The organism is Lysobacter yananisis (genome assembly GCF_031199375.1).
Taxonomy (GTDB): domain Bacteria; phylum Pseudomonadota; class Gammaproteobacteria; order Xanthomonadales; family Xanthomonadaceae; genus Lysobacter; species Lysobacter yananisis.
In genome coordinates this window covers 158,407-181,405 of sequence record NZ_CP133568.1, presented here as the reverse complement: position 1 = coordinate 181,405, position 22,999 = coordinate 158,407, and the positions used below count along the sequence as shown (strand labels likewise).

Annotated in this window: 23 protein-coding genes and 1 pseudogene; 6 read left to right on the top strand and 18 right to left on the bottom strand. The window is 70.9% G+C overall.

Annotated features, from left to right (window positions below; genetic code table 11):
* Positions 1 to 381: 381 nt before the first annotated feature.
* From RDV84_RS00885 to RDV84_RS00875, 3 genes are read left to right on the top strand one after another with little or no spacing between them, the layout of a single operon-like run.
* Positions 382 to 1,542, top strand: coding sequence for an ATP-grasp domain-containing protein (locus RDV84_RS00885; protein WP_309152171.1), 1,161 nt, complete (start codon positions 382 to 384; stop codon positions 1,540 to 1,542).
* Complete coding sequence (locus RDV84_RS00880; RefSeq protein WP_309152170.1) at positions 1,539 to 2,654, top strand: hypothetical protein; 1,116 nt, start codon at positions 1,539 to 1,541, stop codon at positions 2,652 to 2,654. Before RDV84_RS00885 ends, RDV84_RS00880 begins: the two co-directional genes overlap by 4 nt.
* A complete protein-coding gene (locus tag RDV84_RS00875) occupies positions 2,651 to 3,724 on the top strand; it encodes a Rieske 2Fe-2S domain-containing protein (RefSeq protein ID WP_309152169.1) in 1,074 nt (357 codons plus the stop codon). Before RDV84_RS00880 ends, RDV84_RS00875 begins: the two co-directional genes overlap by 4 nt.
* Positions 3,725 to 3,897: 173 nt before the next feature.
* On the opposite strand, the gene RDV84_RS00870 is transcribed toward RDV84_RS00875, so the two are convergent.
* Both RDV84_RS00870 and RDV84_RS00865 read right to left on the bottom strand, forming a co-directional pair.
* A complete protein-coding gene (locus RDV84_RS00870) occupies positions 3,898 to 5,721 on the bottom strand; it encodes a DUF4153 domain-containing protein (RefSeq protein ID WP_309152168.1) in 1,824 nt (607 codons plus the stop codon).
* A 665-nt stretch (positions 5,722 to 6,386) separates the two neighbouring features.
* Positions 6,387 to 6,891, bottom strand: a pseudogene (locus RDV84_RS00865) (DNA-3-methyladenine glycosylase I); the annotation flags it as partial.
* 180 nt (positions 6,892 to 7,071) lie between these two features.
* Between RDV84_RS00865 and RDV84_RS00860 the strand changes: the two are divergent.
* The 3 genes from RDV84_RS00860 to RDV84_RS00850 all read left to right on the top strand — a co-directional run bounded on the left by RDV84_RS00860 (position 7,072) and on the right by RDV84_RS00850 (position 9,135).
* The gene (locus RDV84_RS00860; protein ID WP_309152167.1) at positions 7,072 to 7,638 is read left to right on the top strand and encodes a YqgE/AlgH family protein; all 567 of its coding nucleotides are present in this window, start codon (positions 7,072 to 7,074) and stop codon (positions 7,636 to 7,638) included.
* Positions 7,635 to 8,123 carry a Holliday junction resolvase RuvX gene (ruvX, locus tag RDV84_RS00855; RefSeq protein WP_057946573.1) on the top strand — a complete coding sequence of 163 codons (489 nt, stop codon included), beginning with the start codon at positions 7,635 to 7,637 and terminating at the stop codon, positions 8,121 to 8,123. The genes RDV84_RS00860 and ruvX overlap by 4 nt, the downstream gene beginning before the upstream one ends.
* 76 nt (positions 8,124 to 8,199) lie before the next feature.
* Complete coding sequence (locus RDV84_RS00850; protein ID WP_057946574.1) at positions 8,200 to 9,135, top strand: aspartate carbamoyltransferase catalytic subunit; 936 nt, start codon at positions 8,200 to 8,202, stop codon at positions 9,133 to 9,135.
* Positions 9,136 to 9,166: 31 nt separating this feature from the next.
* Here the strand turns inward: RDV84_RS00850 and RDV84_RS00845 are convergent, their stop codons facing one another.
* The 16 genes from RDV84_RS00845 to RDV84_RS00770 form a co-directional block, all read right to left on the bottom strand.
* Entirely contained in the window at positions 9,167 to 9,907 is a 741-nt protein-coding gene (locus tag RDV84_RS00845) for a hypothetical protein (RefSeq protein WP_139381983.1), read from the bottom strand.
* A 24-nt stretch (positions 9,908 to 9,931) separates the two neighbouring features.
* Positions 9,932 to 11,293, bottom strand: coding sequence for a magnesium transporter (gene mgtE / locus RDV84_RS00840; RefSeq protein WP_057946577.1), 1,362 nt, complete (start codon positions 11,291 to 11,293; stop codon positions 9,932 to 9,934).
* A 235-nt stretch (positions 11,294 to 11,528) separates the two neighbouring features.
* Positions 11,529 to 13,238 (bottom strand): phosphoenolpyruvate--protein phosphotransferase, encoded by a 1,710-nt coding sequence (ptsP, locus tag RDV84_RS00835; RefSeq protein ID WP_057946578.1) that lies wholly within the window; start codon positions 13,236 to 13,238, stop codon positions 11,529 to 11,531.
* Positions 13,239 to 13,251: 13 nt separating this feature from the next.
* Positions 13,252 to 13,521 carry an HPr family phosphocarrier protein gene (locus RDV84_RS00830; protein ID WP_057946579.1) on the bottom strand — a complete coding sequence of 90 codons (270 nt, stop codon included), beginning with the start codon at positions 13,519 to 13,521 and terminating at the stop codon, positions 13,252 to 13,254.
* A gap of 122 nt (positions 13,522 to 13,643) precedes the next feature.
* Entirely contained in the window at positions 13,644 to 14,036 is a 393-nt protein-coding gene (locus RDV84_RS00825) for a PTS sugar transporter subunit IIA (RefSeq protein ID WP_309152166.1), read from the bottom strand.
* A gap of 424 nt (positions 14,037 to 14,460) precedes the next feature.
* A complete protein-coding gene (locus RDV84_RS00820; protein WP_309152165.1) occupies positions 14,461 to 14,772 on the bottom strand; it encodes a hypothetical protein in 312 nt (103 codons plus the stop codon).
* Between the two features lie 64 nt (positions 14,773 to 14,836).
* Entirely contained in the window at positions 14,837 to 15,235 is a 399-nt protein-coding gene (locus tag RDV84_RS00815; protein ID WP_078997844.1) for an EF-hand domain-containing protein, read from the bottom strand.
* Positions 15,236 to 15,713: 478 nt separating this feature from the next.
* Positions 15,714 to 16,568 (bottom strand): RNase adapter RapZ, encoded by an 855-nt coding sequence (gene rapZ, locus RDV84_RS00810; protein WP_078997866.1) that lies wholly within the window; start codon positions 16,566 to 16,568, stop codon positions 15,714 to 15,716.
* 62 nt (positions 16,569 to 16,630) lie between these two features.
* Positions 16,631 to 17,581, bottom strand: coding sequence for an HPr(Ser) kinase/phosphatase (gene hprK / locus RDV84_RS00805; RefSeq protein WP_057946583.1), 951 nt, complete (start codon positions 17,579 to 17,581; stop codon positions 16,631 to 16,633).
* Between the two features lie 142 nt (positions 17,582 to 17,723).
* A complete protein-coding gene (locus tag RDV84_RS00800; RefSeq protein WP_057946584.1) occupies positions 17,724 to 18,188 on the bottom strand; it encodes a PTS sugar transporter subunit IIA in 465 nt (154 codons plus the stop codon).
* 54 nt (positions 18,189 to 18,242) lie between these two features.
* The gene (gene hpf, locus RDV84_RS00795; protein WP_057946585.1) at positions 18,243 to 18,578 is read right to left on the bottom strand and encodes a ribosome hibernation-promoting factor, HPF/YfiA family; all 336 of its coding nucleotides are present in this window, start codon (positions 18,576 to 18,578) and stop codon (positions 18,243 to 18,245) included.
* A 324-nt stretch (positions 18,579 to 18,902) separates the two neighbouring features.
* Positions 18,903 to 20,351, bottom strand: coding sequence for an RNA polymerase factor sigma-54 (locus tag RDV84_RS00790; RefSeq protein ID WP_309152164.1), 1,449 nt, complete (start codon positions 20,349 to 20,351; stop codon positions 18,903 to 18,905).
* Between the two features lie 100 nt (positions 20,352 to 20,451).
* Complete coding sequence (gene lptB / locus RDV84_RS00785; protein ID WP_057946587.1) at positions 20,452 to 21,171, bottom strand: LPS export ABC transporter ATP-binding protein; 720 nt, start codon at positions 21,169 to 21,171, stop codon at positions 20,452 to 20,454.
* Positions 21,171 to 21,770: a lipopolysaccharide transport periplasmic protein LptA gene (gene lptA / locus RDV84_RS00780; protein ID WP_309152163.1), complete on the bottom strand. Its 600-nt coding sequence runs from the start codon at positions 21,768 to 21,770 to the stop codon at positions 21,171 to 21,173. Before lptA ends, lptB begins: the two co-directional genes overlap by 1 nt.
* Entirely contained in the window at positions 21,751 to 22,317 is a 567-nt protein-coding gene (lptC, locus tag RDV84_RS00775; protein ID WP_057946589.1) for an LPS export ABC transporter periplasmic protein LptC, read from the bottom strand. Before lptC ends, lptA begins: the two co-directional genes overlap by 20 nt.
* Positions 22,314 to 22,862, bottom strand: a complete 549-nt coding sequence (locus tag RDV84_RS00770; protein WP_078997847.1) for a KdsC family phosphatase — start codon at positions 22,860 to 22,862, stop codon at positions 22,314 to 22,316. Before RDV84_RS00770 ends, lptC begins: the two co-directional genes overlap by 4 nt.
* Positions 22,863 to 22,999 lie beyond the last annotated feature (137 nt).

Sequence of the window (22,999 nt, the reverse complement as noted above, 5' to 3'; positions counted from 1 at the left end):
GCCGTGCCGGCGCGCAGGGAAAGCGTTTTCAGCGGTCCGACCCTAGCAAGCCGGCGCGGCGCGGGAGTACCTGGGGCGGACCCCAGCATGGCCGGTGCGGCAGCTGCGGGCGCTGGTTAAGTCCTTGGTTTCGAAGACTAACTATCGCCGCTGGCGGTAGCCGGCGCGGGCGTCTGCGGCGACGGGCGGCGATCCGGCGTTCGCCGTTGCGGTTCTTGAACGCGGCCGCTCGCAAGATACGGTGGCGGCGTACGCGGCCGTGCAACGCAAGCCGTCGCAAGACTTGCCAACACGGTCACATGCTTCGATGCTTGCCGGCCGTCCGGTCGTTTCGCCGCTGTTGCGCGCGTCGTGTCCGCCCGTCCACTCCGTCGCGCTGCCATGCCCAACGTCCTCGTTCTCGGCGCCCGCGCGCCCGCCGCCCTCGAAATCGCCCGCCGCTTCCGCCGCGACGGGCGCGCGACTGCGATGGTGGCCGACAGCGTGTCCTGTCGCCTGTCGGGCTGGTCGAACGCGGTGTGCGCGAGCGAGCCGATCGCCGGCCCGCGCTTCGACGCGGCGCGCTTCGCGGCCGACCTCGCCCGCATCGTCGCGCAGCGCCGCATCGATCTGGTCGTGCCGACCTGCGAGGAGGCATTCTGGCTGTCGCGCTATCGCGGCGCGCTGCCGGCCGGCGTGCGCGTGCTGGTGGACGAGTTCGACAAGCTGCGCGAGCTGCACAGCAAGCTGCGTTTCCTCGAACTGGCGCGCGGTTGCGGCGCGAACGTGCCCGACAGCGCCGAGGTAAGCGATCTCGAGCAGGCGCGCGCCTGGGCTGCGGGCCGGCCGTTGGTGCTCAAGCCCGAGTATTCGCGTTTCGGCGTGCATGTGCGCCTGTATCCGCAAGGCATGCCGGCCGATGCGGCGCCGCTGCCGCTGGCGCAGGCGTGGGTCGCGCAGCGTTTTCACGTCGGCACCGAGCTGTGTTCCTACAGCGTCGCCGACCGCGGCCGGTTGCTCGCGCATTCGGTTTACCGCCCGGCGTACCGGCTCAGCCGCAGTTCCAGTTTTTATTTCGAGCCCGCGCCGAACGCGACGATCCGCGGTTTCGTCGAACGCTTCGTCGCCAAGATCGGCTACACCGGACAGATCTCGTTCGACTGGATCGTCGGCGACGACGGCAGCGCGACGGTGCTGGAATGCAACCCGCGCGCGACCAGCGGCGTGCATCTGTTCGGCGTCGGCGACGACCTGCCGGCGGCGTTGCTCGGCGCGGACATCGCCTGCGTCGATGCGCGCCCGGCGCGGCCGCGCATGCTGGCGCCGGTGATGCTCGGCGCGGGACTGGCGCAGGCGTTGGCGCAGGGCCGCGCGCGCGCGTGGCTGCGCGACTGGCGCCGCGCCGACGACGTGCTGTCGGTACCCGGCGACCGCCTGCCGCCATTGGGCGGGCTGGCCGACCTGGGCGCCTACGCCGCCAGCGCGCTGCGCCGCGGCGGCGGTCTGCGCGAGGCGGCCACGCGCGACATCGAATGGGACGGCGAGGAGTTGCCGGACCTGTGAACGCCGCCGCGCGCGTCGCCGACGAAACGTTCTCCCAGCGCGCGCACGCCTTCGCGCGCATCCACGTCGGCGCCGATTCGCGCGCACTGGTCGCCAATCTCGATACCCACGCGGAGTTGATCGACGACGGCGAGCGCAGCTATCCGGTCAGCATCGACGACGGCGAGGCGCAGGACAACGCCTGGGTCTGTTCGCCGCGCACCACCTACGGCGCTTACGCCACCGAAGAAGCGCTGCGCTACGCGCCGACGCTGCTGGGCGCGCCGATCCGCGCCGCCGGCCGCGGCCTCGACCGCTGGCTGCGCGGCGCGCGCATCGACCGCGCGGTGGCGATCAACAACTGGTGGCTGTCGACCAATCTGTATCCGCGCTGGCGGATCGGTTGCGCGCAGCGCCTGCTGCAGGGCGCGCTGCAGCGCTGGCCCGGGCATGCGGTGTGGCTGCGCTCGCTCAATCGCGACGATCACGCCGACTGGTTGGAGGAATGCGAGCGCCTGGGCTTCCTGCTGATCCCGAGCCGGCAGGTGTATTTGTTCCGCGACGTCGCCGCGCTGGCGCAGCGCCGCCACAACCTGCAGATCGATCTGCGTCTGGCGCGCAAGCAGCCGCACCGCGCCGGCGATGGCGACATCGGCGGCGCCGACTACGCGCGCATCGCCTGGCTGTACGCGCGGCTGTACATGGATCGCTATTCGCGCTGCAATCCGCGCTACACCGAGGCCTTCGTGCGCAGCTGGCACCGCGCCGGGCTGTTGCAACTGGACGGCTTCCGCGACGAGGCCGGGCAACTGATGTGCATCGCCGGGGTGTTCCGCCAGGGCCGCACGCTGACCACGCCGATCGTCGGTTACGACACCGACCAGCCGCAGCGGCTGGGCCTGTACCGGCTGCTGACCGCGACCACGTTCGAACGCGCCATCGCCAGTGGCGATGCGATCAACTTCAGCGCCGGCGCGGCCGGCTTCAAGCGCCTGCGCGGCGGCCAGCCGAGCATCGAGTACAGCGCGGTCTACGCCCGCCACCTGCCGGCGCGCACGCAGCGCGCGCTGGGCTGGCTGTCGGCGCTGACCCGCCGGGCCGGGGTGCCGATCATGCGAAGATTCGAACTATGACGCCCGACGACCGCGACGTTCCAGCCGAAGCCCGCGCGATGCGGGATGCGGTGCGCGCGGGCGGCTGGCACCCGTCGCACGCCGCGCGCTGGTTTCCGGTGTTGTGCGGCGAGCGCCTGCGCGCCGCGCCGGTGGCGGCGACCGTGCTCGAACGGCCGTACGCGCTGGCCCGCGACGGCGCCGGCCGCGCGTTCGCGCTGGAGGACCGCTGTCCGCACCGGCATGCGCCGCTGTCGCAGGGACGCTGTAGCGATGGCGGACTGTCGTGCCCGTACCACGGCTGGCGTTTCGACGCGCAAGGCCGGCTGTGCGAGATTCCCGGGATGCCGGCCGACGCGGCGCTGCCGCAGGTGCGCGTGCGCGCCGCGGCGGTGCGCGAGCACGACGGCCTGATCTGGCTGCGGCCCGACGGCCGCGACGAGGGCGAATTGCCGGCGATGGTCCGGCGCAATCCGCCCGGCTCGCGTCGCTTCCTGTGGCAGACGCAGTGGCGCGCGCACATCGTCGATGCGATCGAGAACTTCCTCGATCCGCTGCACACGCATTGGATCCATCCGGGCCTGGTCCGGCGCGGCGGCGCACGCCGGCCGGCGACCGCGCGCTTCGTGCCGTCGCCGCAGGGGTTCGCGGTCGATTACCTCGGCCAGGCCCAGCAATCGGGCCTGCTGTACCGATTGTTCGAATCGCCGCGCGAAAGCGAGCGCGCACTGTTCGATGCGCCCGGCAGCGCGCAGATCGAATACCGCTACGCCAACGGTGGCATCGTCCGCATCAGCCTGCACTTCGCGCCGGTCGACGCGGCGACGACCTCGGTGTTCGCGAGCCTGCACGTCGAAAACCGCTGGGCGCCGGCGTGGCTGGTGCGCGCGCTGGTGTGGCCGCTGCTCAAGCGGGTCAACGACCAGGACGCGCGCATGCTCGCGCTGCAGTCCGACAACCTGCGCCGCTTCGGCACGGTGCGCGGCGCTTCGACCCAGCTCGATCTGGTGCGGCCGTGGGTGGAGGCGTTCTGGAACCATGGCGCGCCGCCCGCGGATGCGCAGGCGAAGGACGTGGCGTTGACGCTGTGAGTGTCGGGGCTGGGTCGGGCCCCGACTGGCGTGAGCCGCTGATGCCGTGAATCGCCGGCGCCGCGCGAGGCGGGCGTCGCGAGCGGCGGATGCTGCTGGTCCGCAAAGCCTCGCCCATGCGCGACGCGGCCCGGCCGCGCGCGAGCGCCCGGACGGCGCCCGCGCACGATCGTTCAGGGCTCGCAGTCCTTCTTGCCTTCGCAGTCCGTAACCGGGTCCAGGCGCATCAGCTTGCCCTGCGCGCCGATGCGGACATCGCCCCAGCGCCGCGGCACCACCTGCACCGGCTCGCCGAGCAGCCGCTCCTTGAAGCCGTCCGCGGACTGCGACAGATAGCTCTCGCCGATGCGGCGCCAGCCGTCGGCGTCGCGCGCATAGGCGTAGCAGCGGTTGCCCCAGTCGCGCACGTTGCACAGCAGGTACTCGGGCTGGCCGTCGCGATCGAGATCCGGCGCGACCAGCGCGCAGGCGCCGTCGTCGTCGAGGCAGCCCGGCGTCTTCAATGTCTGCTTGACCACCGCGTCGAGCCAGGCGGGATCGATCGCGCCGACGTCCTTGGCCGCGGCGATGCGCTGCAGTGCCTGCGCGGGCGTGTCGGTCTTCGGCGCCTCGCGCCTTTCGATGCGGTACTCCCAGCGCGTGGTCGCGGCGAGCGCGCGTTCGAGATTGGCGTGCGCAGTCGGCGCGGTCGCGGCGAAGCGCGGGTCGCGCTTCAGCGCATTGAGCGCCTGGTAGCCGCGGCGGCCGCTGTCGAAGCGCAGGTAGCCCAGGTCGAACTTGGCGGGCTCGGCCTTGCCGCGCGCCAGTTGCGCGAGCTGCGAGCCCACGCCGAGGCGATGCGGATCGAGGATCCAGGAATTGGCGGCCGCGACCAGCGCCAGCAGCACCAGCGACACCGCGACGTTGACCCGGCGCAATCCGCCCAGCCATTGCCCGCCGCCGCGGCGCAGCGTCGCCACGGCATAACCCAGCGCGTACAGGCTCAGCGCCACCGACGCCAAAGCGGCCCAGAAGCGCTCGCCGGTCCAGCCGTACTGGCCGATGCGCAGGCTCAGCGCGTACAGGCCGAGCGCGGCGAACACCGGCAGGGTCAGCAGCGCCGCGTCGACCACGCCGCGCAGCCAGCGCGGATACGGCGGCTCGCCTTCGCCGTCCTGGTAGACGGCATTGACGAACAGCACCACCGTCGCGATCAAGCACATCAGGATCAAGGTCGCCGAGCGCGTCTTCCACAGCGCCTCCAGGCCGGTGAACGGCAGGCTGGCGACGAACAGCAGCGCGATCAGCGCCACCAGCGGCAGCAGGCCCTTGAAGATCGCGAACAGGATCTGCCGCGCGATCTGCACCGGACGGTGTTGGGTGCGGCCGACCAGCACGCCCAGGCCGACCATGGTGCCGGTGGCGAGGTGGACGAAGCTGCGGGTGGTGAACAGGTCGGCGAAGAATTCGATGCCGATCAGCTTGAACAGCACCGCGCACAGCCCCAGCACCGCCCAGCAGATGCCGACGAAGGCGGCGGTGAGGATCAGGGTCAGCGCGTTCTGCCAGCCGTGCTCGAACAGTTCGCGATACGGCGCGCGCCAGCGGCCGTGGCTGAGCCGGCATTGCAGGTAGGGCAGGGCGACGAACAGGCCGATCGCCAGGCTGACCGCGAACGGCCCCAGCACCGTGGCCTCGCTCAGGTCCGGCGCGCCGGTGGCGCTCCAGCCGGCCCACAGCGACAGCGGCAGGTAGACGGCGGCGAGCAGGCCGGCGTTGCTCCAGAAACGGCGGTCGTCCAGGCGCTGCACCGACAGCAGCATCGCCGTGGGCACCGACAGCACCATCGCGTACCAGCTCACTTCCAGTTCCAGCCCGAAGCCGGTGCCGATCCGCGCCAGGTACAGCAGCAGGCCTTGCAGCAGGGCGACGGCGACGATGAAGCCGCGGGTGTTGCGGTCGAGTTCGGCGGCGGGCGCGGGAACGGAATCGGATTTGGCGTTGGCGTCGGGCGTCATGCGGGTCCTTTGCATCGGTTCGGGCCGGCGCTCGGGCGCGGCCGGTGGTGCGGGTTGGTGCGGATGGGCGCGTCGCGGATGGAGCGCTCGAACGTGGGGAGGATGCAGCGGTTGGGTGAGCGGTCGATGAAGTCGGGGTGGCGAGATCGGGGCGGTGCGATCGGGGCCCGGCTCGTCAGTCCGGCGAAAGCCCCAGCCCGTCATTCCGGCGAAAGCTCCGGCCCGTCATTCCGGCGAAAGCCGGAATCCATTTTGCTGTTGTTGTTGTGTTGGCCTCACCGAAGCATTGCGAAGCAAGATCAAAATGGATTCCGGCTTTCGCCGGAACGACGGATCGGGGGTGCTGTCAGTTGAGCGTCGAAGCCGCGCCGCCGAGCCTTCGGATCGCCGCCGCGCAGACCCGCACCCGCAGACCTATAGCGATCAGCGCGGACGGACCTTGCCTGGCGCGGCTTTCTTCGCCTTCGTCGCAGTCCGCTTCGCCACCGCCTTCGCAGGCGGGGCCACACCCACCGTAGCGGCCTGCTTCTTCGCCGACTTCGCCGCCGGCGCTTGTTGCGCATTCGCCGCGGCAACGCCCGCCGCCGTGCGCTTGGTGCCCGCCTTGGCCGCGGCCTGCTGCGTGCGCTTCCAGTACGGCCCGATCCGCTCGATCCGCCGATACGCCGGGCAGCTCTCGCGATGCGCTCCGGGCAGGTAGCTCAGGCTCATCAGGAACTCGTTGGTGATCTCGCCGCCGGTGAAGCGGAAGGTCTGCTTGAACAGCTTGACCCAGCCGGCCTTGTCGCGCGGCTCGCCTTCGTGCAGCACGTGCGCATCGAGCCACTGCGCGAAGCCGCCGTGGCTGGCGCGCAGGCGCTGCACGACCTGGGCGTTGTGGATGGCCGCGTCGACCTTGAGCCGGTTGCGGATGATGCCGGCGTCCTCGAGCAGGCGCAGGCGGTCGGCTTCGCCGTAGGCGGCCACGGTGTCCACGTCGAAACCGCCGTAGGCGCGGCGGAAGCCCTCGCGTTTGCGCAGGATGGTTTCCCAGCTCAGGCCGGCCTGGTTGATTTCCAGGATCAGGCGCTCGAACAGGTCGGATTCCTCGCGTTGCGGGAAACCGTACTCGCGGTCGTGGTAGTCGCCGTGGACCGGGTGGCCGGGGGCGAGGTCGCAGTAGCCGGACATGGAAAGCCTCGTGGCGCGCCGCGCTGCGGCATGGCCTGGGATTGTCGAGGCGCGCGGGCGGCGAATCCAGGCCCGGGCCGTTTCCGCCCTCATCGTCCCGAACCGGCCGCAAGTCGCGTTCTGGCGGCCCCGGTCCGCCCGTGGACCCCGCTTAACGGCCGGGCAGGCTAGAATGGCCCCATGACCGTGATGCCCACGCCCCTCGCCAATCAGGTCCTGATCGCGCTGCCCGCGCTGGCCGATACCAATTTCTCGCGCAGCGTCGCGCTGATCTGTCAGCACGACGACGACGGCGCGATGGGCATCGTGGTGAACCGCCCGTCGGAGTACACCCTGGGCGAAGTGTTCGGGCAGATGGGCGTGGAAGGCGGCGACGATGCCCTGCGCGCGCAGATCGTGCTCGCCGGCGGCCCGGTCCACCCCGAGCGCGGCTTCGTCCTGCACGACGGCGGCACGCGCTGGGATTCGACCCTGGCGATCGCCGACGACCTGTTCCTGACCACCTCGCGCGACATTCTCGAGGCGATGGCCAAGGGCGAAGGCCCCGACCACGCCATCGTCGCGCTGGGCTGCGCCGGTTGGGGCTCGGGCCAGCTCGAACACGAGATCACCGAGAACGACTGGCTGACCGCGCCGGCCGACGCCGAGCTGCTGTTCCAGTTGCCGCTGGACGCGCGCTGGCATGCCGCGGCCGGCCGCATCGGCGTGGATTTCGCCCACCTGGCCGACTACGCCGGACACGCATGAGCGCAGGCGCCTCCGACGAGATCCGACGCGACGGCACCGTCCTCGGATTCGATGTCGGTTCGCGCCGCATCGGCGTGGCCGTGGCCAGCGCGTTCGGCCACGGCGCGCGCGCGCTGGCGGTGATCGACGTGCACGGCGCCAGCCCCGACTGGGGCGCGATCGACCGCCTGCAGAAGGAATGGCGCCCCGACGGCCTGATCGTCGGCGACCCGATGACCCTGGACGGCGGCGACCAGCCCGCGCGCCAACGCGCGCTCGCCTTCGCCCGCCAGCTGCGCGTGCGCTACAAGCTGCCGGTGGTGCTGGTCGACGAGCGTTCCAGCTCGGTCGAGGCCGCGCACCGCTTCGCCGCCGACCGCGCCGAAGGCCGCAAGCGCCGGCGCGACGCCGAGGCGCTGGACGCGGTGGCCGCGGCGGTGATCGTCGAACGCTGGCTGGCCGCGCCGGACGATGCCACCGACATTGACCAGGTCCCGCACTCCTGACTTCGACGCCGCCCGCTCGAGCCGCGCCGACTTCGGCCCTTTTTCCCCGCACGTTCCCCGCACGCCCGCACCGCCCATGACCACCTACGTTTCCGCCGACGGCGGCTCGCGCCACCTGCTCAGCCTGCGCGATGCCTCGCGCGATTCGCTCGACGCCCTGCTGATCCGCGCCCAGGCCTTCGCCGAGGGCCATTACGACAGCCGCGCGCTGGCCGGCATCGCGGTGTGCACGCTGTTCTTCGAGCCGTCCACGCGCACCCGCCTGAGCTTCCAGCTGGCCGCGCAGCAGCTCGGCGCGCACATCCTCAACTTCGACGCCTCGACCTCGTCGACCAGCAAGGGCGAGACCGCGCTGGACACGCTCAAGAACATCGAGGCGATGGGCGTGCGCGGCTTTGTCATCCGCCACCGCGAGGACGGCGCGGTCGCCGGACTGGCCGCGCACGCGCGCCCGGGCACCTGCCTGGTCAACGCCGGCGACGGCCGCAGCTCGCATCCGACCCAGGGCCTGCTCGACATGCTGACCCTGCGCCAGGCCAAGGGCAGCGACTTCTCGCGCCTGCGCGTGGCGATGGTCGGCGACATCAAGCACTCGCGCGTCGCACGCTCGGACCTGCAGGCGCTCAAGGCGCTCGGCGCGGCCGAGATCCGCGCGGTCGGCCCGGCCTCGCTGCTGCCCGACGACGGCACCCTGGACGGCTGCAGCGTCGGCCACGACCTCGACGCGGCGCTGGAGGGCGTGGACGCGGTGATGATGCTGCGCCTGCAGCGCGAGCGCATGGAAGAAGGCCTGGTGGCCTCGCTCGACGACTACCACCGCGACTACGGCCTGACCGCGGCGCGGCTCAAGCGCGCCGCGCCCGACGCGGTGGTGATGCACCCCGGCCCGATGAACCGCGGCGTGGAGATCACCGACGAAGTCGCCGACGGCCCGCAATCGCTGATCCTGACCCAGGTCGCCAACGGCGTGGCGGCGCGGATGGCGGTGTTGGAGGCGTTGTTGAAGGGGTGAGCGCGCGGCGCGGGATTCGGCCGCGCGATTCTCAGCCCGGCGCCGGCAGCGCGTCGAGCCGTTCGACCAACAGCGCCTGCGCGGCCATGACCGCACCGGCGTGCAGGCGGAACTTGCGTTTCGGCGCGCCTTGCGCCGTCCAGGCGAAGCGACGCCACAGCGCGGTCGGCACGCCGGTTTCGCAGCCGCCGCCGCGCAGGCGGCGCAACAGGGTTTCGGCGTAAGCGTACAAAGCGGCGGCTTCGCGCAGCTCGGGTTGGCGCATCAGCGCGCCGACCTGGTCCTCGTCGAGCAAGCGGCCGCAGTCCAGCGCCAGTTCGTCGAGACTCGTGCGCATCTGCCGGTCGGCGCGGCGTTGGTCGCCGGCGGTCAGCGGTCGCGAACGCAAGCTCGGGCCGTTGATGAACCAGCTGCACATCTCGCAAAAGCAATGCGCGCCGGGCGAATACAGGCGCTGGCCCGGCTCGCGCACCAACCGATGGCCGTCGTCGAGATAGCCGACGAACAGGCGGAAGAAACCGGCGGTGTCGTGTTGCGGCGGCAGCGCGTCGGGCGGCAGTTCGCTGCGGTGGCGCTGGGTCCAGGCTTCAGCCGCGGCCGGATCGCGGGCGTAGGCGTGGGCGGCATCGAAGCCGATCACGCCGCGCTGCACCGCTTGCGCCAGCCAGCGCAGCAGTGCGTAGCTGCGGGTTTGCAGCTCGACCGCGTTCTCGATGTCTTCGCGTTGCAGCATGGCGGCCAGGGTAGCCGCGCGCGGTGAGCGCAGCGACACCGCCGGTCCGCGCGCGGACGGCGCTCAGCGCAGCAAAATCAACGTTGCCAACCCCAGGAAGCTCAAGAACCCCATCACGTCGGTCAGCGTGGTCAGGATCACGCCGCCGGCCAGGGCCGGGTCGAAGCCCAGGCGCTTGAGGGTGATCGGCACCAGCACGCCGCCGGTGGCGGCGGTCAGCAGGTTGATGGTCAGCGCGCTGCCGATCACGAACGACAGGCCCGGCTGGCGGAACCAGATCAGCACGATCAGGCCCAGGCCGATGCCGAGCACGAGGCCGTTGATCAGCGCCACCGACAGTTCCTTGCGCAGCAGCACGCCGACGTTGGACGCGCCGATCTGGCCCAGGGCCAGGCCGCGGATCATCAGCGCCAGCACCTGGGTGCCGGCGTTGCCGCCCATGCCGGCGACGATCGGCATCAGCGCGGCCAGCGCGACCAGCTTGGCGATGGAGTCTTCGAACTGGCCGACCACGCTGGCGGCGAGGAAGGCGGTGCACAGGTTGACGCTGAGCCAGATCAGGCGGCGCCGGAACGCGCGCCGGACCGGGCTGAACAGGTCTTCGTCCTCGTCCAGGCCGGCCGCGCTCAAGGCCTGGTGTTCGGCCTCTTCGCGGATGATGTCGACCACGTCGTCGATGGTGATGCGGCCGAGCAGGATGTTGTTGTCGTCCACCACCGGCGCGCTGATCCAGTCGTGGTCGGAGAACTGGCGCGCGACTTCGCCGGCGGTCTCGCCGACGTCGATCGCCGGTTGTTCGTCGTCGATCAGCTTGTTGATCGCGGTGCCGGGCTCGTGGGTCAGCAGCGCGGCCAGGGCGATGCGGCCCAGGTATTGGTGGCGGCGGCTGACCACGTACAGGTGGTCGGTGTGCTCGGGCAGTTCGCCGCGCAGGCGCAGGTAGCGCAGGACCACGTCGATGGTGGTGTCGGCGCGCACCGTCACCACGTCGGGGTTCATCAAGCGGCCGGCGGTGTCCTCGGGATAGGACAGCACCTGCTCCAGGCGCTCGCGGTTCTCGCGGTCCATCGACTTGAGCACTTCGTCGATGACCGTATCGGGCAAATCCTCGACCAGGTCGGCCAGATCGTCGATGTCGAGGTCCTCGACCGCGGCGACGATCTCGTCGGTGTCCATGTCCGCGAGCAGGCTTTCGCGCACTTCCTCGCCGACGTGGACCAGCACCTCGCCGTCGTCTTCCGGATCGACCAGGCCCCACACCACCTGGCGCTTGCCCGGCGGCAGCGATTCGAGCAGGTTGCCGATCTCGGCGGGGGACAGGGTGTTGACCAGGCGGCGAACCGGCCCCAGACGGCCGCTGTCGAGCGCATCGGAAAGCAGGCGCAATTGACGTGCGGTCTTGTCGTGGCGGACGGCTTCGGCCATGCGGTACTTCCTGGCAGGGGGACGGGCGCGGCCACGAAGCCGGCGAGGGGAGCGAAAGCGCGGGCATTATCGCCCGCGCCCCTGGCAAAGCCCAGTGACGATGCGTGGCGGCGCGGCTGGCGTGACTCGCGGCGGACGGGAGTTGCGGTCGGCGCGGGAACGCCGCGCCGCGATGCGAACCGAAGACGGGCGATGCCATCCACCGCATGCGCCCGGCGTGCGGGGCGGCCGGCGCTCAGGCGCGCAGCCAGGCCTCGATGCCGGCGCGGTCGCGCGCGCGCAGCAGCGCCGGCGCGCGCTTGCGCAAGCGTTCCAGGCTGAGCCCGCGAATCGCCCGGCGCAGTTCCAGCAGCGTGGCCGGGTGCAGGCTGAATTCCTCCAGCCCCAGCGCCAGCAGCAGCGGCGCGAACGCCGGGTCGCCGGCCATCTCGCCGCACACCGCCACCGGCTTGCCGCGCGCCTTGGCCAGCTTGATCACGTCGCGGATCACCCGCAGCACCGCCGGATGCAGCGGCGTGTACATGTCGCCGAGCGCTTCGTTGTTGCGGTCCACCGCCAGCAGGTACTGGACCAGGTCGTTGGTGCCGATCGACAGGAAATCGACCGCGCCGATGAACGCCGGCAGCGCCAGCGCCGCGGCCGGCACCTCGATCATCGCGCCCAGCGGCACCCGCTCGGCGATCTCGTGGCCTTCGCGGCGCAGGTCGGCGGCGACCTTGTCGAGCAAGGTGCGCACCGCGCGCATCTCTTCGGTCGCGCTGACCATCGGCACCAGCACCCGCAGCGGGCCGTAGCCCGACGCGCGCAGGATCGCGCGCAACTGGGTCTCCAGCAGGCCGTCGCGCGCCATCGACAAGCGCACGCCGCGCACGCCCAGCGCCGGATTGGGTTCGTCGCGCAGGGCCAGGCCGGTCTTGTCGGCCTTGTCCGCGCCCAGGTCGAGGGTGCGGATGGTGACGACGCGGCCGGTCATGCCCAGCACCACGTCGCGGTAGGCGCGGAACTGTTCGTCCTCGTCGGGCAGCTCGTGGCGCTGCAGGAACAGGAACTCGGTGCGGTACAGGCCGACGCCGGCGGCGCCGAGCGCGTGCGCCTCGGCCACGTCCTCGCGCGATTCGGCGTTGGCGTAGAGCTTGATGTCGACGCCGTCGAGGGTGATGGTCGGCTCGCGCCGCAACCGGTGCAGCTGCTTGCGCTCGCGCGCCAGCTCGCGCACCCGCGCGCGGTGCGCGCGCAGGTCGTCGGCGTTGGGTTCCAGGATCACCGTGCCGGTGCCGCCGTCGACCACCACCGCGTCGCCGTCGTTGATCTTCAGCAGCGCCTGCGCGGTGCCCACCACCAGCGGCAGGTGCAGGCTGCGCGCCAGGATCGCGCTGTGCGACAGCGCGCTGCCGGCGGAGGTGACGATCGCCATCACTCCCTGCGTCTGCAGCTGCGCCAGTTCGGCCGGGGCGACGTTGTCGGCGATCAGGATCTCGCCGGCCACGCCCTGGGTGTCGTGGTCGCGCCGGTGCAGGGCGGCGTGGATGCGGCCGATGACCTGGTCGATGTCGTCCACGCGGCTGCGGAAATACGCGTCGTCCATCGCCTCGAACACCGAGGCGATGCGGTCGCGCTGCAGGCGCAGGGCGTAATCGGCGGCGTAGTGGCCGGTGCGGATCAGCGCGTCCAGGCCCTGCAGCAGCTCCGGGTCGTCGAGCAGCAGGGTGTGCAGGTCGAGGAACTCGCCGACCTCGTGCGCGAGCGCGCCGTGCAGGCGCTCGCGCAGGACGTGGATCTCGCCGCGGACGGTGTCGATGGCCGCGTGCAGCCGCGCCAGTTCGCTCTCGACCTGGTCGCGGCCGATGCGTTCCTCGGCGACTTCCAGCGCATGCGGCAGCCGTACCCGGGCGCGCCCCAGCGCGCTGCCCCGCGATGCGCCGACTCCATGGAATTCCTGCCGCATCCGCGCCTCCGGCTCAGCTGTCTTCGTCGAAACGGCGTTCGAACAGGGCGACTACGGCCTCGGCCGCGTTGGCCTCGTCCTCGCCGTCGACGCGCAGTTTGACGTGGGTGCCCTGGCCGGCGGCGAGCAGCATCACGCCCATGATGCTCTTGGCGTTGACCTCGCGGCCCTTGGCGGTGAGCGTGGCGTTGCTGCGGAAGGCCGACAGCACCTGCACCAGCTTGGCGGTGGCGCGGGCGTGCAGGCCCAGTCGGTTGGAAACGGTGAGTTCGCGTTCGATCATGTCGGGGTCCTCAGGCAATGGTCAAACGCAGCGTGCGCGGACGGCAGTGATGTATTGCGGCTTGCTTCATGCGTTCAAGGGGCTTCCTGTCGAGACGGCGGCGTCGCGGCGACGCCGCCGCATCATGCGTCGTCGTGCAGCACGCCGTTGCGGGCGCCGGCCGCGGCGACCGCGGGCAATCGGTCGAGGTCCAGTTCCGCGTAGTTCATCACCCGCAGCAGCATCGGCAGGTTCAGCGCCGAGACCCGCCGCACCGGCGTGCCGAGCCGGGCCACGCGCGCGGCGAGGTTGCTCGGCGAGGCGCCGTACAGGTCGGTCAGCAGCAGCACGCCGTCGCCGCCGTCGACCCGGCGCAGCGCCGCGCTGGCCTGCGGCAGCAACTGGTCGAGGTCGGCGTCGAAGGGTACTTCGAACGCTTCGGCGCGCAGCGGCAGCGGATTCAACAGACGGCCGGCGACCTGCAGCATCGCGCTGCCGACTCCGGTGTGGGTGATGAGAAGGACGCCTACGGACATGCCTCCAACTTAACAGAGCACGGTGACAGGCCGGAAGCGCCCGAACGGTCGATCCGCGGCCGCGGAGGGGAGGGCGCGCGGGACGGTGCGTGCCGGATGCGCGCCGAACGCGGCGGCGTGGGCGCCAAACGGCGCGAACGCGCCGGCAATGGGCCGGTTGCGATGGGCGGGTTTGCGCTGATGCGGGGCGCCGGCCTGCAGCGGTGCGATGAGCGCAGCGAGGGAAGATCTCCGCGGCGGAGCGGGTATGAGGCCGCGTCCGGAGCGGGGTAGCGCCAAGCGCGGCGGAGCTGGGCGGCCGTAGCGTCCGTGCCGACCCGACGCGGCGCGCCCGTCCGGCCGGCTGCGAACGCCGGTTCGCTCGCCCGCCGCCGGCAAAAAAAGGCCGCCCGAAGGCGGCCCTTGCCATGAAACCTCGCGTCGCCTACTGCTTCGGCGGGGTCTCGGTCTGTCCCTTGTTGCGGCCTTCGTCCGGCGGCGGCGGCGCGGTCGCGGCCGGGTCGGCCGGCGGCGCATCGGCGGGCGGGGTGTCTGCCGGCGGCGGCATATCGGCCGGCGGCGCGCCGGCGTCCGCGGGCGGGGTGGTGTCGGCCGGGGCGACCGGACCGGCCGCCGGGTCCGGCGGCGGCGCCTGCTCGGGCTGCTTGCAGGCGCCCAGCAGGACGGCGGCGAATGCGGCGCTGAGCGCCAGGGCCAGCGAACGCGGACGCAGGGTGCGGGTGTCGTGCTTGCTCATCTCGATCCTTTGCTGACCGGGTCAGCGCGTTGGGGGGAGGGCGGCCGGCGGGCCGAGGCGGCGGTCAGCGGTCGCCGCTGCCCTTGTTCTGCCCGGCCTGGTATTCCGACAGCGACAGGTACCCGTCGCGGTCGAGGTCGTGGACGGAGAAGTTGGCGGCCAGGCGCGCGTCCATCGCGGCCTCGTCGCGGCTGATCTTCTGGTCGCCGTTGGCGTCGAGCTCGGTGAACGCGGCCGGACCGATGGCGTCGCTGGGCGGAGGCGGCGTGCGCGCGTCGGCGCCGCTGACGTCGTTGACCGGCGGCTCGGTGCGCTGCATCGGCGCGGTGTGGTCGCCGTGGTCGGCCGCGCGCGGCGGGGTCTGGCTTTGGGCGAAGGCGGCCGGCAGCGCGAGCGCGACGGCCAGGGTCAGCGCCAGCGTGGAACACCGGCGCGATGCGAGCGTGCGGATCATGGGGGACATGTCGCGGCTCCGTGTGAGGGGACGCCGTCGCATCGAATGCGCGGTGCGCAGCTCCGGCGTGCATCCGACATTAGGGCGCCGCGCGCAAGCGCAGCGGCACAAAGATGGGAAAATTTCGTAATTTTCAGGCGTTTTCGCCGTGCGCCGGTCGGCGGCGATTCATTCGCGGCGAGGGTATGCGCGATGGATGCGGTAACGAAGTTGCGCTGTGGGCGACGTCGTAGCCGCGCATTCGCGGTCGCGGCTCGCGCCGCTCCTACAGGGAGGCACGCAGCTTGGCGAAGCGCCTGTAGGAGCGACGCAAGTCGCGACCGCGGCAATGCGCCTACGTCGAAAGCTGCGTCGTAGTTGCGAATTCGCGGTCGCGGCTCGCACCGCACCTACAGGGAGGCACGCAGTCAGGCGAAGCGACTGTAGGAGCGACGCAAGTCGCGATCGCGCTAATGCGCCTACGACGAAAGCAGCGATCCGCCCGCGTTCAGTCCAGTTCGCGGTGATGCACCGCCACTTCGTTCCAGCCGCGCAGCCGCGCGTGTTCGGCCATGCGCTCGGCCAGGTACACCGAGCGGTGGCGGCCGCCGGTGCAGCCGAAGGCGATGGTGGCGTAGCTGCGGGTGCTGTCGCCCTGCAGCCGCGGCAGCCAGGTGTCGAGGAACTGGCCGACCTGCTCGACGTACAACTGCACGTCGGCCTGGGTCTCCAGATAGTCGCGCACGCCGGCGTCGCGTCCGGACAGCGGCCGCAGCGCCGGGTTCCAGTGCGGGTTCGGCAGGGCGCGCGCGTCGAACACGAAGTCGGCGTCGGCCGGCACGCCGCGGCGGTAGGCGAAGGATTCGAACAGCAGCGACATGCCCGCTTCCACGCCCAGACCGAATTCGGTGATGACGTGGCGGCGCAATTGGTGGATGTTGAATTCGCTGGTATCGACGATGGCGTCGGCGATCTGGCGCAGCGGCTTGAGCACCTGCCGCTCCAGCGAGATCGCATCGGCCAGGGCCAGCCCGAACTGGCTCAGCGGATGGCGCCGGCGGGTGTCGGCGTAGCGCTTGAGCAGCACCGCGTCGCTGGATTCGAAGAACACCAGGCGCGGATCGGCGCCGAGCGCGCCGACCGCCGACAGCCACTCGGGGATGTTGGCCAGGTCGCTGTGGCGGTTGCGCACGTCGATGCCGACCGCGAGCTTGGTCGGCATGCCGTCCTCGGCCTTGATCACGTTCTGCACGAACTGCGGCAGCAACTCGGCCGGCAGGTTGTCGACGCAGTAGAAACCCAGGTCTTCGAAGGTGTTCAGCGCCACCGACTTGCCCGAGCCGGACATGCCGCTGACGATCACCAGGGTGAAACCGCTCGCCTCGGCCGCGTGGTGGGCCCCGGCCGGGCTGGACTCGACGCCGCTCACGATTCTCCGCGCTCCAGAAAGTTGCTGTGCCGGGCGATGAACGCCGCGGCGGGGTCGAGGCCCTTCATGCGCAGGCTGTGCAGGCGCGTGGCCGCTTCGGTCAGCACCGCGAGGTTGCGGCCCGGCATGACCGGCAGGGTGATCATCGGCACGTCGAGGTCGAGCACCCGGCGCAGGCTGGTGTCGCCGGTCAGGCGTTCGATGCCGGTGGCCTTGGGTTCGCTCATCGGCTTGGTCAGGTGCACGATCAGGCGCAGGTACTTGTTGTTCTTGACCGCGGTGTCGCCGAACATCTGGCGGATGTTGAGCACGCCCAGGCCGCGCACTTCCAGCAGGTCCTGCAACATGTCCGGGCAGGTGCCGTCGAGCACGTCGGGAGCGATCTGGGTGAATTCGGGCGCATCGTCGGCGACCAGCCGATGCCCGCGCGTGACCAGCTCCAGCGCCAGTTCGCTCTTGCCCGATCCGGATTCGCCGGTGATCAGCACGCCGATCGAGTAGATCTCCATGAACACGCCGTGCAGGGTGATCTGCGGCGCCAGCGCACGCGCCAGATGGTATTGCAAATGGTTGAGCAGCTCATGGCCGCGGCGCGGCGACGCCCACAACGGAGTGTCGCTTTCCTCCGCGGCGATGCGCAGGTCCTCGGGGCAGGGCTGGTCCTTGCTGATGACCAGCGCCAGCGGCCGGTACTGGATGATCTTCTCGATGGTCTCCCAGCGCAGGCGCGAGTCCAGGCCGTCGAGCCAGGTCAGCTCCTCGGTGCCGAGGATCTGCACCTTGTTGGGATAGATCGCATTGAGATAGCCGGCCAGCGACGGCCGGCGCGCGACCGTGTTGACCGCCTCGACCAGGCGGCCGTCGCCGCGCTGGCCCGCGATCCAGCGCAGCGCCAGCTTCTCGCGCTGCTGTTCGAACAGTTCGCCTGCGCGGATGCTTTTGCTCATGGCGGCCAGTTTACGGGATTCGCGATGGCCGGGGCTTCGAGGCCGCGGGTCTCGTGCGGCGCGGTGCCGCGTGCGAAGCGGCGCGAACGGCGAATCCCGGATGTTCCGTCCCCGGGTTTCGCGATGACCGGGTTGCGGCCGCTCAGGCGGCGCTGCGGCGACAGCAGTCGAGCAGGCGATGGCTCAGTTCGGCCGCATCCGGCGCGCTGCGCAGGCAGTCGCGGAAGTCCGGGTCGGCGAAGCGCTCGGCCAGTTCGGCCAGCAGTTGCAGGTGCTGCTGCACGTGGTGCTCGGGCACGGCCATGGCCAGCACCAGGTCCACCGGCTCGCCGTCGGCGGCGCCGAAGTCGACCGGCTGGGCCAGGCGCAGGAACGCGCCGCAGCTGGTTTCCAGCAGCGGCGTGCGGCCGTGGGGAATGGCCACGCCGTGGCCGATGGCGGTGCTGGCCAGGCGCTCGCGTTCGCGCAGGCCCAGGTCCAGCGCGGCCGCGGTGCGCGGGTCGCCGCCGGACAGCAGGCGGGCGGCGGTTTCGAGCACTGCGTTGCGATCGCCGGGGCTTCCGAGGATCGCAACGCGCTCCGCGCTCAACAGGTCGTAAAGCGGCATGACGGCTTGGGTGTGGCTTGCGTTGCTTGGCTGGCGCGGAGTTTACGCCTGAACTCAGCCGATTTCGCCGATTTCGCCATTGCGGGCGAGGCTTTCGCCGCGATGGTGGTCGACCAGCTTGCTCTTGTGCTTCATCAGCAGGCGGTCGAGCTTGTCGGCGAGCAGGTCGATGGCGGCATACATGTCTACTGCCGCGGCGTCGCAATGCAGGGTGCGGCCGGCGAGATTGAGGGTGGCTTCGGCGCGGTGGTCGGGCTTGTCGAGACTGAGCTGGGTGCGGACGTCGAAAGGCTGGTCGTAGTGGCGTTGCAGACGGGCCAGCTTGGATTCCACGTAGTCGCGCAGGGCGGGCGTGACTTCGATCTGCTGGCCGTGGGTTTCGATACGCATCGGGGACCTCCTTCACGTCGCGGATGAATGCAGAACTTCAGAGCGTTCCAACCTGAACGTCGGAGTTCCGTCCGGCCCATCCGGACCGAAACGGAACCGGGTGACGCCCTGGCCGTGACCAGGGAGTCCAGCATCGCACGATGGGACGCGGGCGCAAGGGGCCGGCCTCATGCTTTGGTCTTAGGCGCGCGCGAAGGCCTTGATCGGGCGGGGTTTTTTCGCCGTCGTAAAGTTTTTGCAATGACAATGGGCGCAATCGGCATAAGCCGCGGCCCGGTCGCGGCGGGTGCTGAGAAGCGTCGGAACGGGCCGCGACGGCACCGCTCAGCCCATGCGCACGCGGTCCTGCGACGACGGGATGCTCATCGCCTCGCGGTACTTGGCCACAGTGCGTCGCGCCACCGGCACGCCGGTGGCCTTGAGGGTCTCGGCCAGGCGTGCGTCGGACAGCGGCTTGCGCGGGTTCTCGGCCTCGATCAGCCGCCGGATCATGGCCTGGATCGCGGTGCTGGAGGCCTCGCCGCCGGCGCCGGTGTCGATGCCGGAGGCGAAGAACGCGCGCAGCGGCACGGTGCCGCGCGGGGTGCGCGCGTACTTGCGCGCGATCGCGCGCGAGACGGTGGATTCGTGCAGGCCGATTTCGTTGGCGACCTCGCGCAGGGTCAGCGGCCGCAGCGCGCTGTCGCCGAATTCCAGGAACGCGGCCTGTTGCTTGAGCAGGCAGCGGGCGACCTTGAGCAAGGTGTCGCCGCGCGCTTCCAGGCTCTTGAGCAGCCAGCGCGCTTCCTGCAGGTGGCCGCGCAGGTAGCTGGCGTCGGCGGCGCTGGCGTGGCGGATCATGCCTTCGTAGCCGCGATGGATGCTGATGCGCGGACGCATCGCCTCCGACAGGGCGACCCGCCACAGGCCGTGCTGGCGCCAGATCACCACGTCCGGGGTGACATAGGTGTCGGTGGAGATCGCGCCCATCTGCGCGCCGGGGCGCGGATCGAGCGAGCGCAGCAACTGCACCGCGGTCTCGACCTGGGCCGGGTCGAGCTTGAGTTCGGCGGCCAGGCCCGCCACGCCGACGCGCGGCAGCCGTTCCAGCGGGCCGGAGGCGATCTGCTGCGCCAACGCCTTGCCGGGGGTGTCGTCGGACAGCGTGCCCAGTTGCAGGCCCAGGCATTCGGCCAGCGAGCGCGCGCCGGTGCCGACCGGATCGAAGCGCTGCACCTGGTGCAGCACGGTCATGACCTCGTCCTCGCCGACGCTCAGCTCCGGCGCCAGCGAATCGGCGATGGCCTGCAGCGGCTCGCGCAGGTAGCCGTCGTCGTCGATGGCCTCGATGATCGCCACGCCGATGCTGCGGTCGCGCGGTGACAGCGGGCTCAGGTGCAGCTGCCACAGCAGGTGGTCGAGCAGGGTCTCGGCGTCGGCGACCTGCTCGGCCGCGGACGAGTCGTCGTCGTGGTCGGACGGGCCGACCCGCTCGTACCAGGTCTCGCCGTCGTCCATGGTCCATTCCGGCTCGGGCGTGGATTCAGGCCCGGGGCCTTCGCCGCCGGCGCTGCCCTCGGTGCTGGAGGACGAGGTGACGGTCGACGCGTGGACCGGTTCGCCGGGCTCGGGCGCGGCCGGCTCGGTCCAGTCCAGCAGCGGATTGCTTTCCACCGCGCTCGCCAATTCGGCTTCCAGCTCGACCGCCGAGAGTTGCAGCAGGCGGATCGCCTGCCGCAATTGCGGCGTCATCACCAACTGTTGTCCGAGGGAGGCTTGGAGGCGGGGCTTCATGTTCGATGGATGACGCGACCGGTTGGGACGGCCGCCCGCACGGCGCAGGCAGCCGGGTCGCGCATCGCGGGCGTCGCCTCACGCCCGGCAACCGCAGAGGTCACAGACGGAAGGAGTCGCCCAGGTACACGCGACGGACATCGGGATTGGCCAGCAGCGCGTCCGGAGCCCCCTGCGCGAGCACGCCGCCGTCGTTCAGGATATACGCACGGTCGCAAATGCCCAAGGTTTCGCGCACGTTGTGGTCGGTGATCAGCACCCCGATGCCGCGATTCTTGAGATGGCGCACGATTCGCTGGATCTCGCCGACCGAAATCGGATCGACGCCGGCGAAGGGTTCGTCCAGCAGCATCAGCCGCGGCCGCGCGGCCAGGGCGCGGGCGATCTCCACGCGCCGGCGCTCGCCGCCGGACAGGCTGGCGCCGAGCTGGTCGGCGACGTGGGTGATCTGCAGTTCTTCCATCAGGCTGGCCTGCTCGCGCTCGATCCCGGCCTTGTCCAGGTCCTCGCGCAGTTCCAGCACCAGGCGCAGGTTGTCGGCGACGCTGAGCTTGCGGAACACCGAGGGTTCCTGCGGCAGGTAGCCCACGCCGTACTTGGCGCGCGCGTACATCGGCTCGGAGGTGATGTCCTTGCCGTCGAGCACGATCGTGCCGGCGTCGGCCGGCACCAGGCCGACGATCATGTAGAAGCAGGTGGTCTTGCCGGCGCCGTTGGGGCCGAGCAGGCCGACCACTTCGCCGGCGTCGAGGGTGAGGCCGAAATCGCGCACCACCTCGCGCTGGCGGTACGCCTTGCGCAGGCCCTGGGCGACCAGCATCAGCCGCCTCCCTTCTTGGCCGGTGCGGGCTTGGCCGGCGCCGGCTTGGCCGGTGCGGGCGCGGGCTTGGACGCCGGCGGCGGCGAAGCCGAGGCGTCCTTGTTCTTGGGCTGCAGCTGCATCGACACGCGGCTGCCGGTGCCGCCGCTCTCGACCTGGCCGGTCTTCATGTTGTAGACGATGCGCTCGCTCTTGATCGTGTCGCCGGCCTTGTCGACGAAGGCGTTGCCGGTGAGGATCACGATGTCCTTGGGCATGTCGTAGTCGACCTTGTTGGCGCGGCCGTTGAACGGCGAGCCGTCGTCGAGCTCCTGCTTCAAGGTGACCTGCGAGCCGGTCAGGGTGACGTAGCTGATGTCGCCGTTGGCGCGCTTGATGTCGGCCTTGGCGGACTTGATCTGCAGCGTGCCTTGCACGATCACCACGTTGCCGGTGAGCACGCAGGGGCCGGTGTCGCTGGCGACCGAGCAGTCGCTGCGGTCGGCGTCCACGTTCATCGGCTGGTTGCGGTCGGAGGAGCGCGCGTACGCGCTCGCGGCCGGCACCAGCAACAGGGCGGCCAGGCACAGGGCCGGCAGGTTAGCGGGCTTTCGCTTCATAGCGCGCCTTGACGTTGGATTTGAGGATGATGTTCTTGGTTTCGAGGTCGGCGTCCAGACCCAGACCGGTCAGTATAGTGCCCGGCTGGGTCATGTTGACCGCGACGTCCGAGGTCGCCTTGTTGGCGTCCGGGAAGACGTTCAGTTCCTCGGTCGCGATGTTGATCGGCTTGCCGGCGGCGTTGGTGCTGTCGGCCTTGACCTGCCCGCGCAGGCGCACTTCGTCGCCCTCTGCGTTGACCCAGCCGCGCTGCGAGCGCACTTCCCACGGGCCGCCGTTGCTGCCGGGCTTGGCCGGGATCAGGAACAGCGGGGTGGCGATGTCCATGGTCTTGTCGCTGGGATCGCGGGTCAGCTTCGGCGCGCGCAGGGTGAAGGATTCGCGGCCTTCCTTATTGAGCACGACCACGTCGAAGTCGGTCAGCACGTAATCCGGGCGCGACGCCGCCTTGGCCGCGGCGGGCTTGTCGCGTTGCGACCACCACGCCCAGCCGGTGAGCGCGGCGGCGGCGAGCAGGACCAGGGTCGAGAGCAGGCGCCAGTTCATCCCAGGGCTCCGGCGAGGATCGCGTCGGCGTGGCCCTGCGCGCCCAGCAGCAGGTCGCACAGCTCGCGCGCCGCGCCTTCGCCGCCGCGCGCGTGGGTGCGCCAGTGCACGCGCTCGCGCACCCACGGGTGCGCGTTGGCCGGCGCCACCGCCAGGCCGACGTGCGGCAGGATGCGCAGGTCGGCGAGGTCGTCGCCCATGAAGCAGACCTGTTCCAGCGTCAGCGACAGGCTTTCGGCGATTTGCTTGACGCACACCAGCTTGTCCTTGATGTCGCCGTGCGAACTCGCGCCCAGCTCGGCGGCGCGGTGCGCGGCGATCGCGCCGCCGCGCGCGGTGACGAAATGCACCGCGATGCCGTGCTTGCGCAGCAGCGCCAGGCCCTGGCCGTCCTGGACGTGGAAGCTCTTGTACTCGCGCCCGCCCTCGTCGTAGGTCAGCCGCCCGTCGGTCAGCGTGCCGTCGACGTCGAAGCAGGCCAGGCGGATGCGCGCGGCGCGCTCGCGGATGTCGGCGGGGTAGTCGTTGAGATGGCTGTAGGGCATGGAGCGAGGAGTGAGCGAAGAGGAGTGAGGAGTGAGAGGGATGCGGGTGGCGAGGCGGTCGTGGAGTCGAAGGTCTTGGCGGAAGCGGGGAATCGACGGCAGCGATCAAACCCGCTCACTCCTCGCTCCTCTGCGCT

Excerpts from the sequence above, each read along its gene's own strand:
- RDV84_RS00770 (WP_078997847.1), bottom strand. The coding sequence starts at position 22,862 with ATGCCCTACAGCCATCTCAACGACTACCCCGCCGACATCCGCGAGCGC.
- hprK (WP_057946583.1), bottom strand. The coding sequence starts at position 17,581 with ATGAGCAAAAGCATCCGCGCAGGCGAACTGTTCGAACAGCAGCGCGAG.
- RDV84_RS00825 (WP_309152166.1), bottom strand. The coding sequence starts at position 14,036 with ATGTCCGTAGGCGTCCTTCTCATCACCCACACCGGAGTCGGCAGCGCG.
- RDV84_RS00885 (WP_309152171.1), top strand. The coding sequence starts at position 382 with ATGCCCAACGTCCTCGTTCTCGGCGCCCGCGCGCCCGCCGCCCTCGAA.
- mgtE (WP_057946577.1), bottom strand. The coding sequence starts at position 11,293 with ATGGCCGAAGCCGTCCGCCACGACAAGACCGCACGTCAATTGCGCCTG.
- ptsP (WP_057946578.1), bottom strand. The coding sequence starts at position 13,238 with ATGCGGCAGGAATTCCATGGAGTCGGCGCATCGCGGGGCAGCGCGCTG.
- hpf (WP_057946585.1), bottom strand. The coding sequence starts at position 18,578 with ATGCGTATCGAAACCCACGGCCAGCAGATCGAAGTCACGCCCGCCCTG.
- RDV84_RS00870 (WP_309152168.1), bottom strand. The coding sequence starts at position 5,721 with ATGACGCCCGACGCCAACGCCAAATCCGATTCCGTTCCCGCGCCCGCC.
- RDV84_RS00790 (WP_309152164.1), bottom strand. The coding sequence starts at position 20,351 with ATGAAGCCCCGCCTCCAAGCCTCCCTCGGACAACAGTTGGTGATGACG.
- lptA (WP_309152163.1), bottom strand. The coding sequence starts at position 21,770 with ATGAAGCGAAAGCCCGCTAACCTGCCGGCCCTGTGCCTGGCCGCCCTG.
- ruvX (WP_057946573.1), top strand. The coding sequence starts at position 7,635 with ATGAGCGCAGGCGCCTCCGACGAGATCCGACGCGACGGCACCGTCCTC.
- RDV84_RS00815 (WP_078997844.1), bottom strand. The coding sequence starts at position 15,235 with ATGTCCCCCATGATCCGCACGCTCGCATCGCGCCGGTGTTCCACGCTG.
- RDV84_RS00800 (WP_057946584.1), bottom strand. The coding sequence starts at position 18,188 with ATGCCGCTTTACGACCTGTTGAGCGCGGAGCGCGTTGCGATCCTCGGA.
- RDV84_RS00830 (WP_057946579.1), bottom strand. The coding sequence starts at position 13,521 with ATGATCGAACGCGAACTCACCGTTTCCAACCGACTGGGCCTGCACGCC.
- lptC (WP_057946589.1), bottom strand. The coding sequence starts at position 22,317 with ATGAACTGGCGCCTGCTCTCGACCCTGGTCCTGCTCGCCGCCGCCGCG.
- RDV84_RS00875 (WP_309152169.1), top strand. The coding sequence starts at position 2,651 with ATGACGCCCGACGACCGCGACGTTCCAGCCGAAGCCCGCGCGATGCGG.
- lptB (WP_057946587.1), bottom strand. The coding sequence starts at position 21,171 with ATGCTGGTCGCCCAGGGCCTGCGCAAGGCGTACCGCCAGCGCGAGGTG.
- RDV84_RS00850 (WP_057946574.1), top strand. The coding sequence starts at position 8,200 with ATGACCACCTACGTTTCCGCCGACGGCGGCTCGCGCCACCTGCTCAGC.
- RDV84_RS00860 (WP_309152167.1), top strand. The coding sequence starts at position 7,072 with ATGACCGTGATGCCCACGCCCCTCGCCAATCAGGTCCTGATCGCGCTG.
- RDV84_RS00820 (WP_309152165.1), bottom strand. The coding sequence starts at position 14,772 with ATGAGCAAGCACGACACCCGCACCCTGCGTCCGCGTTCGCTGGCCCTG.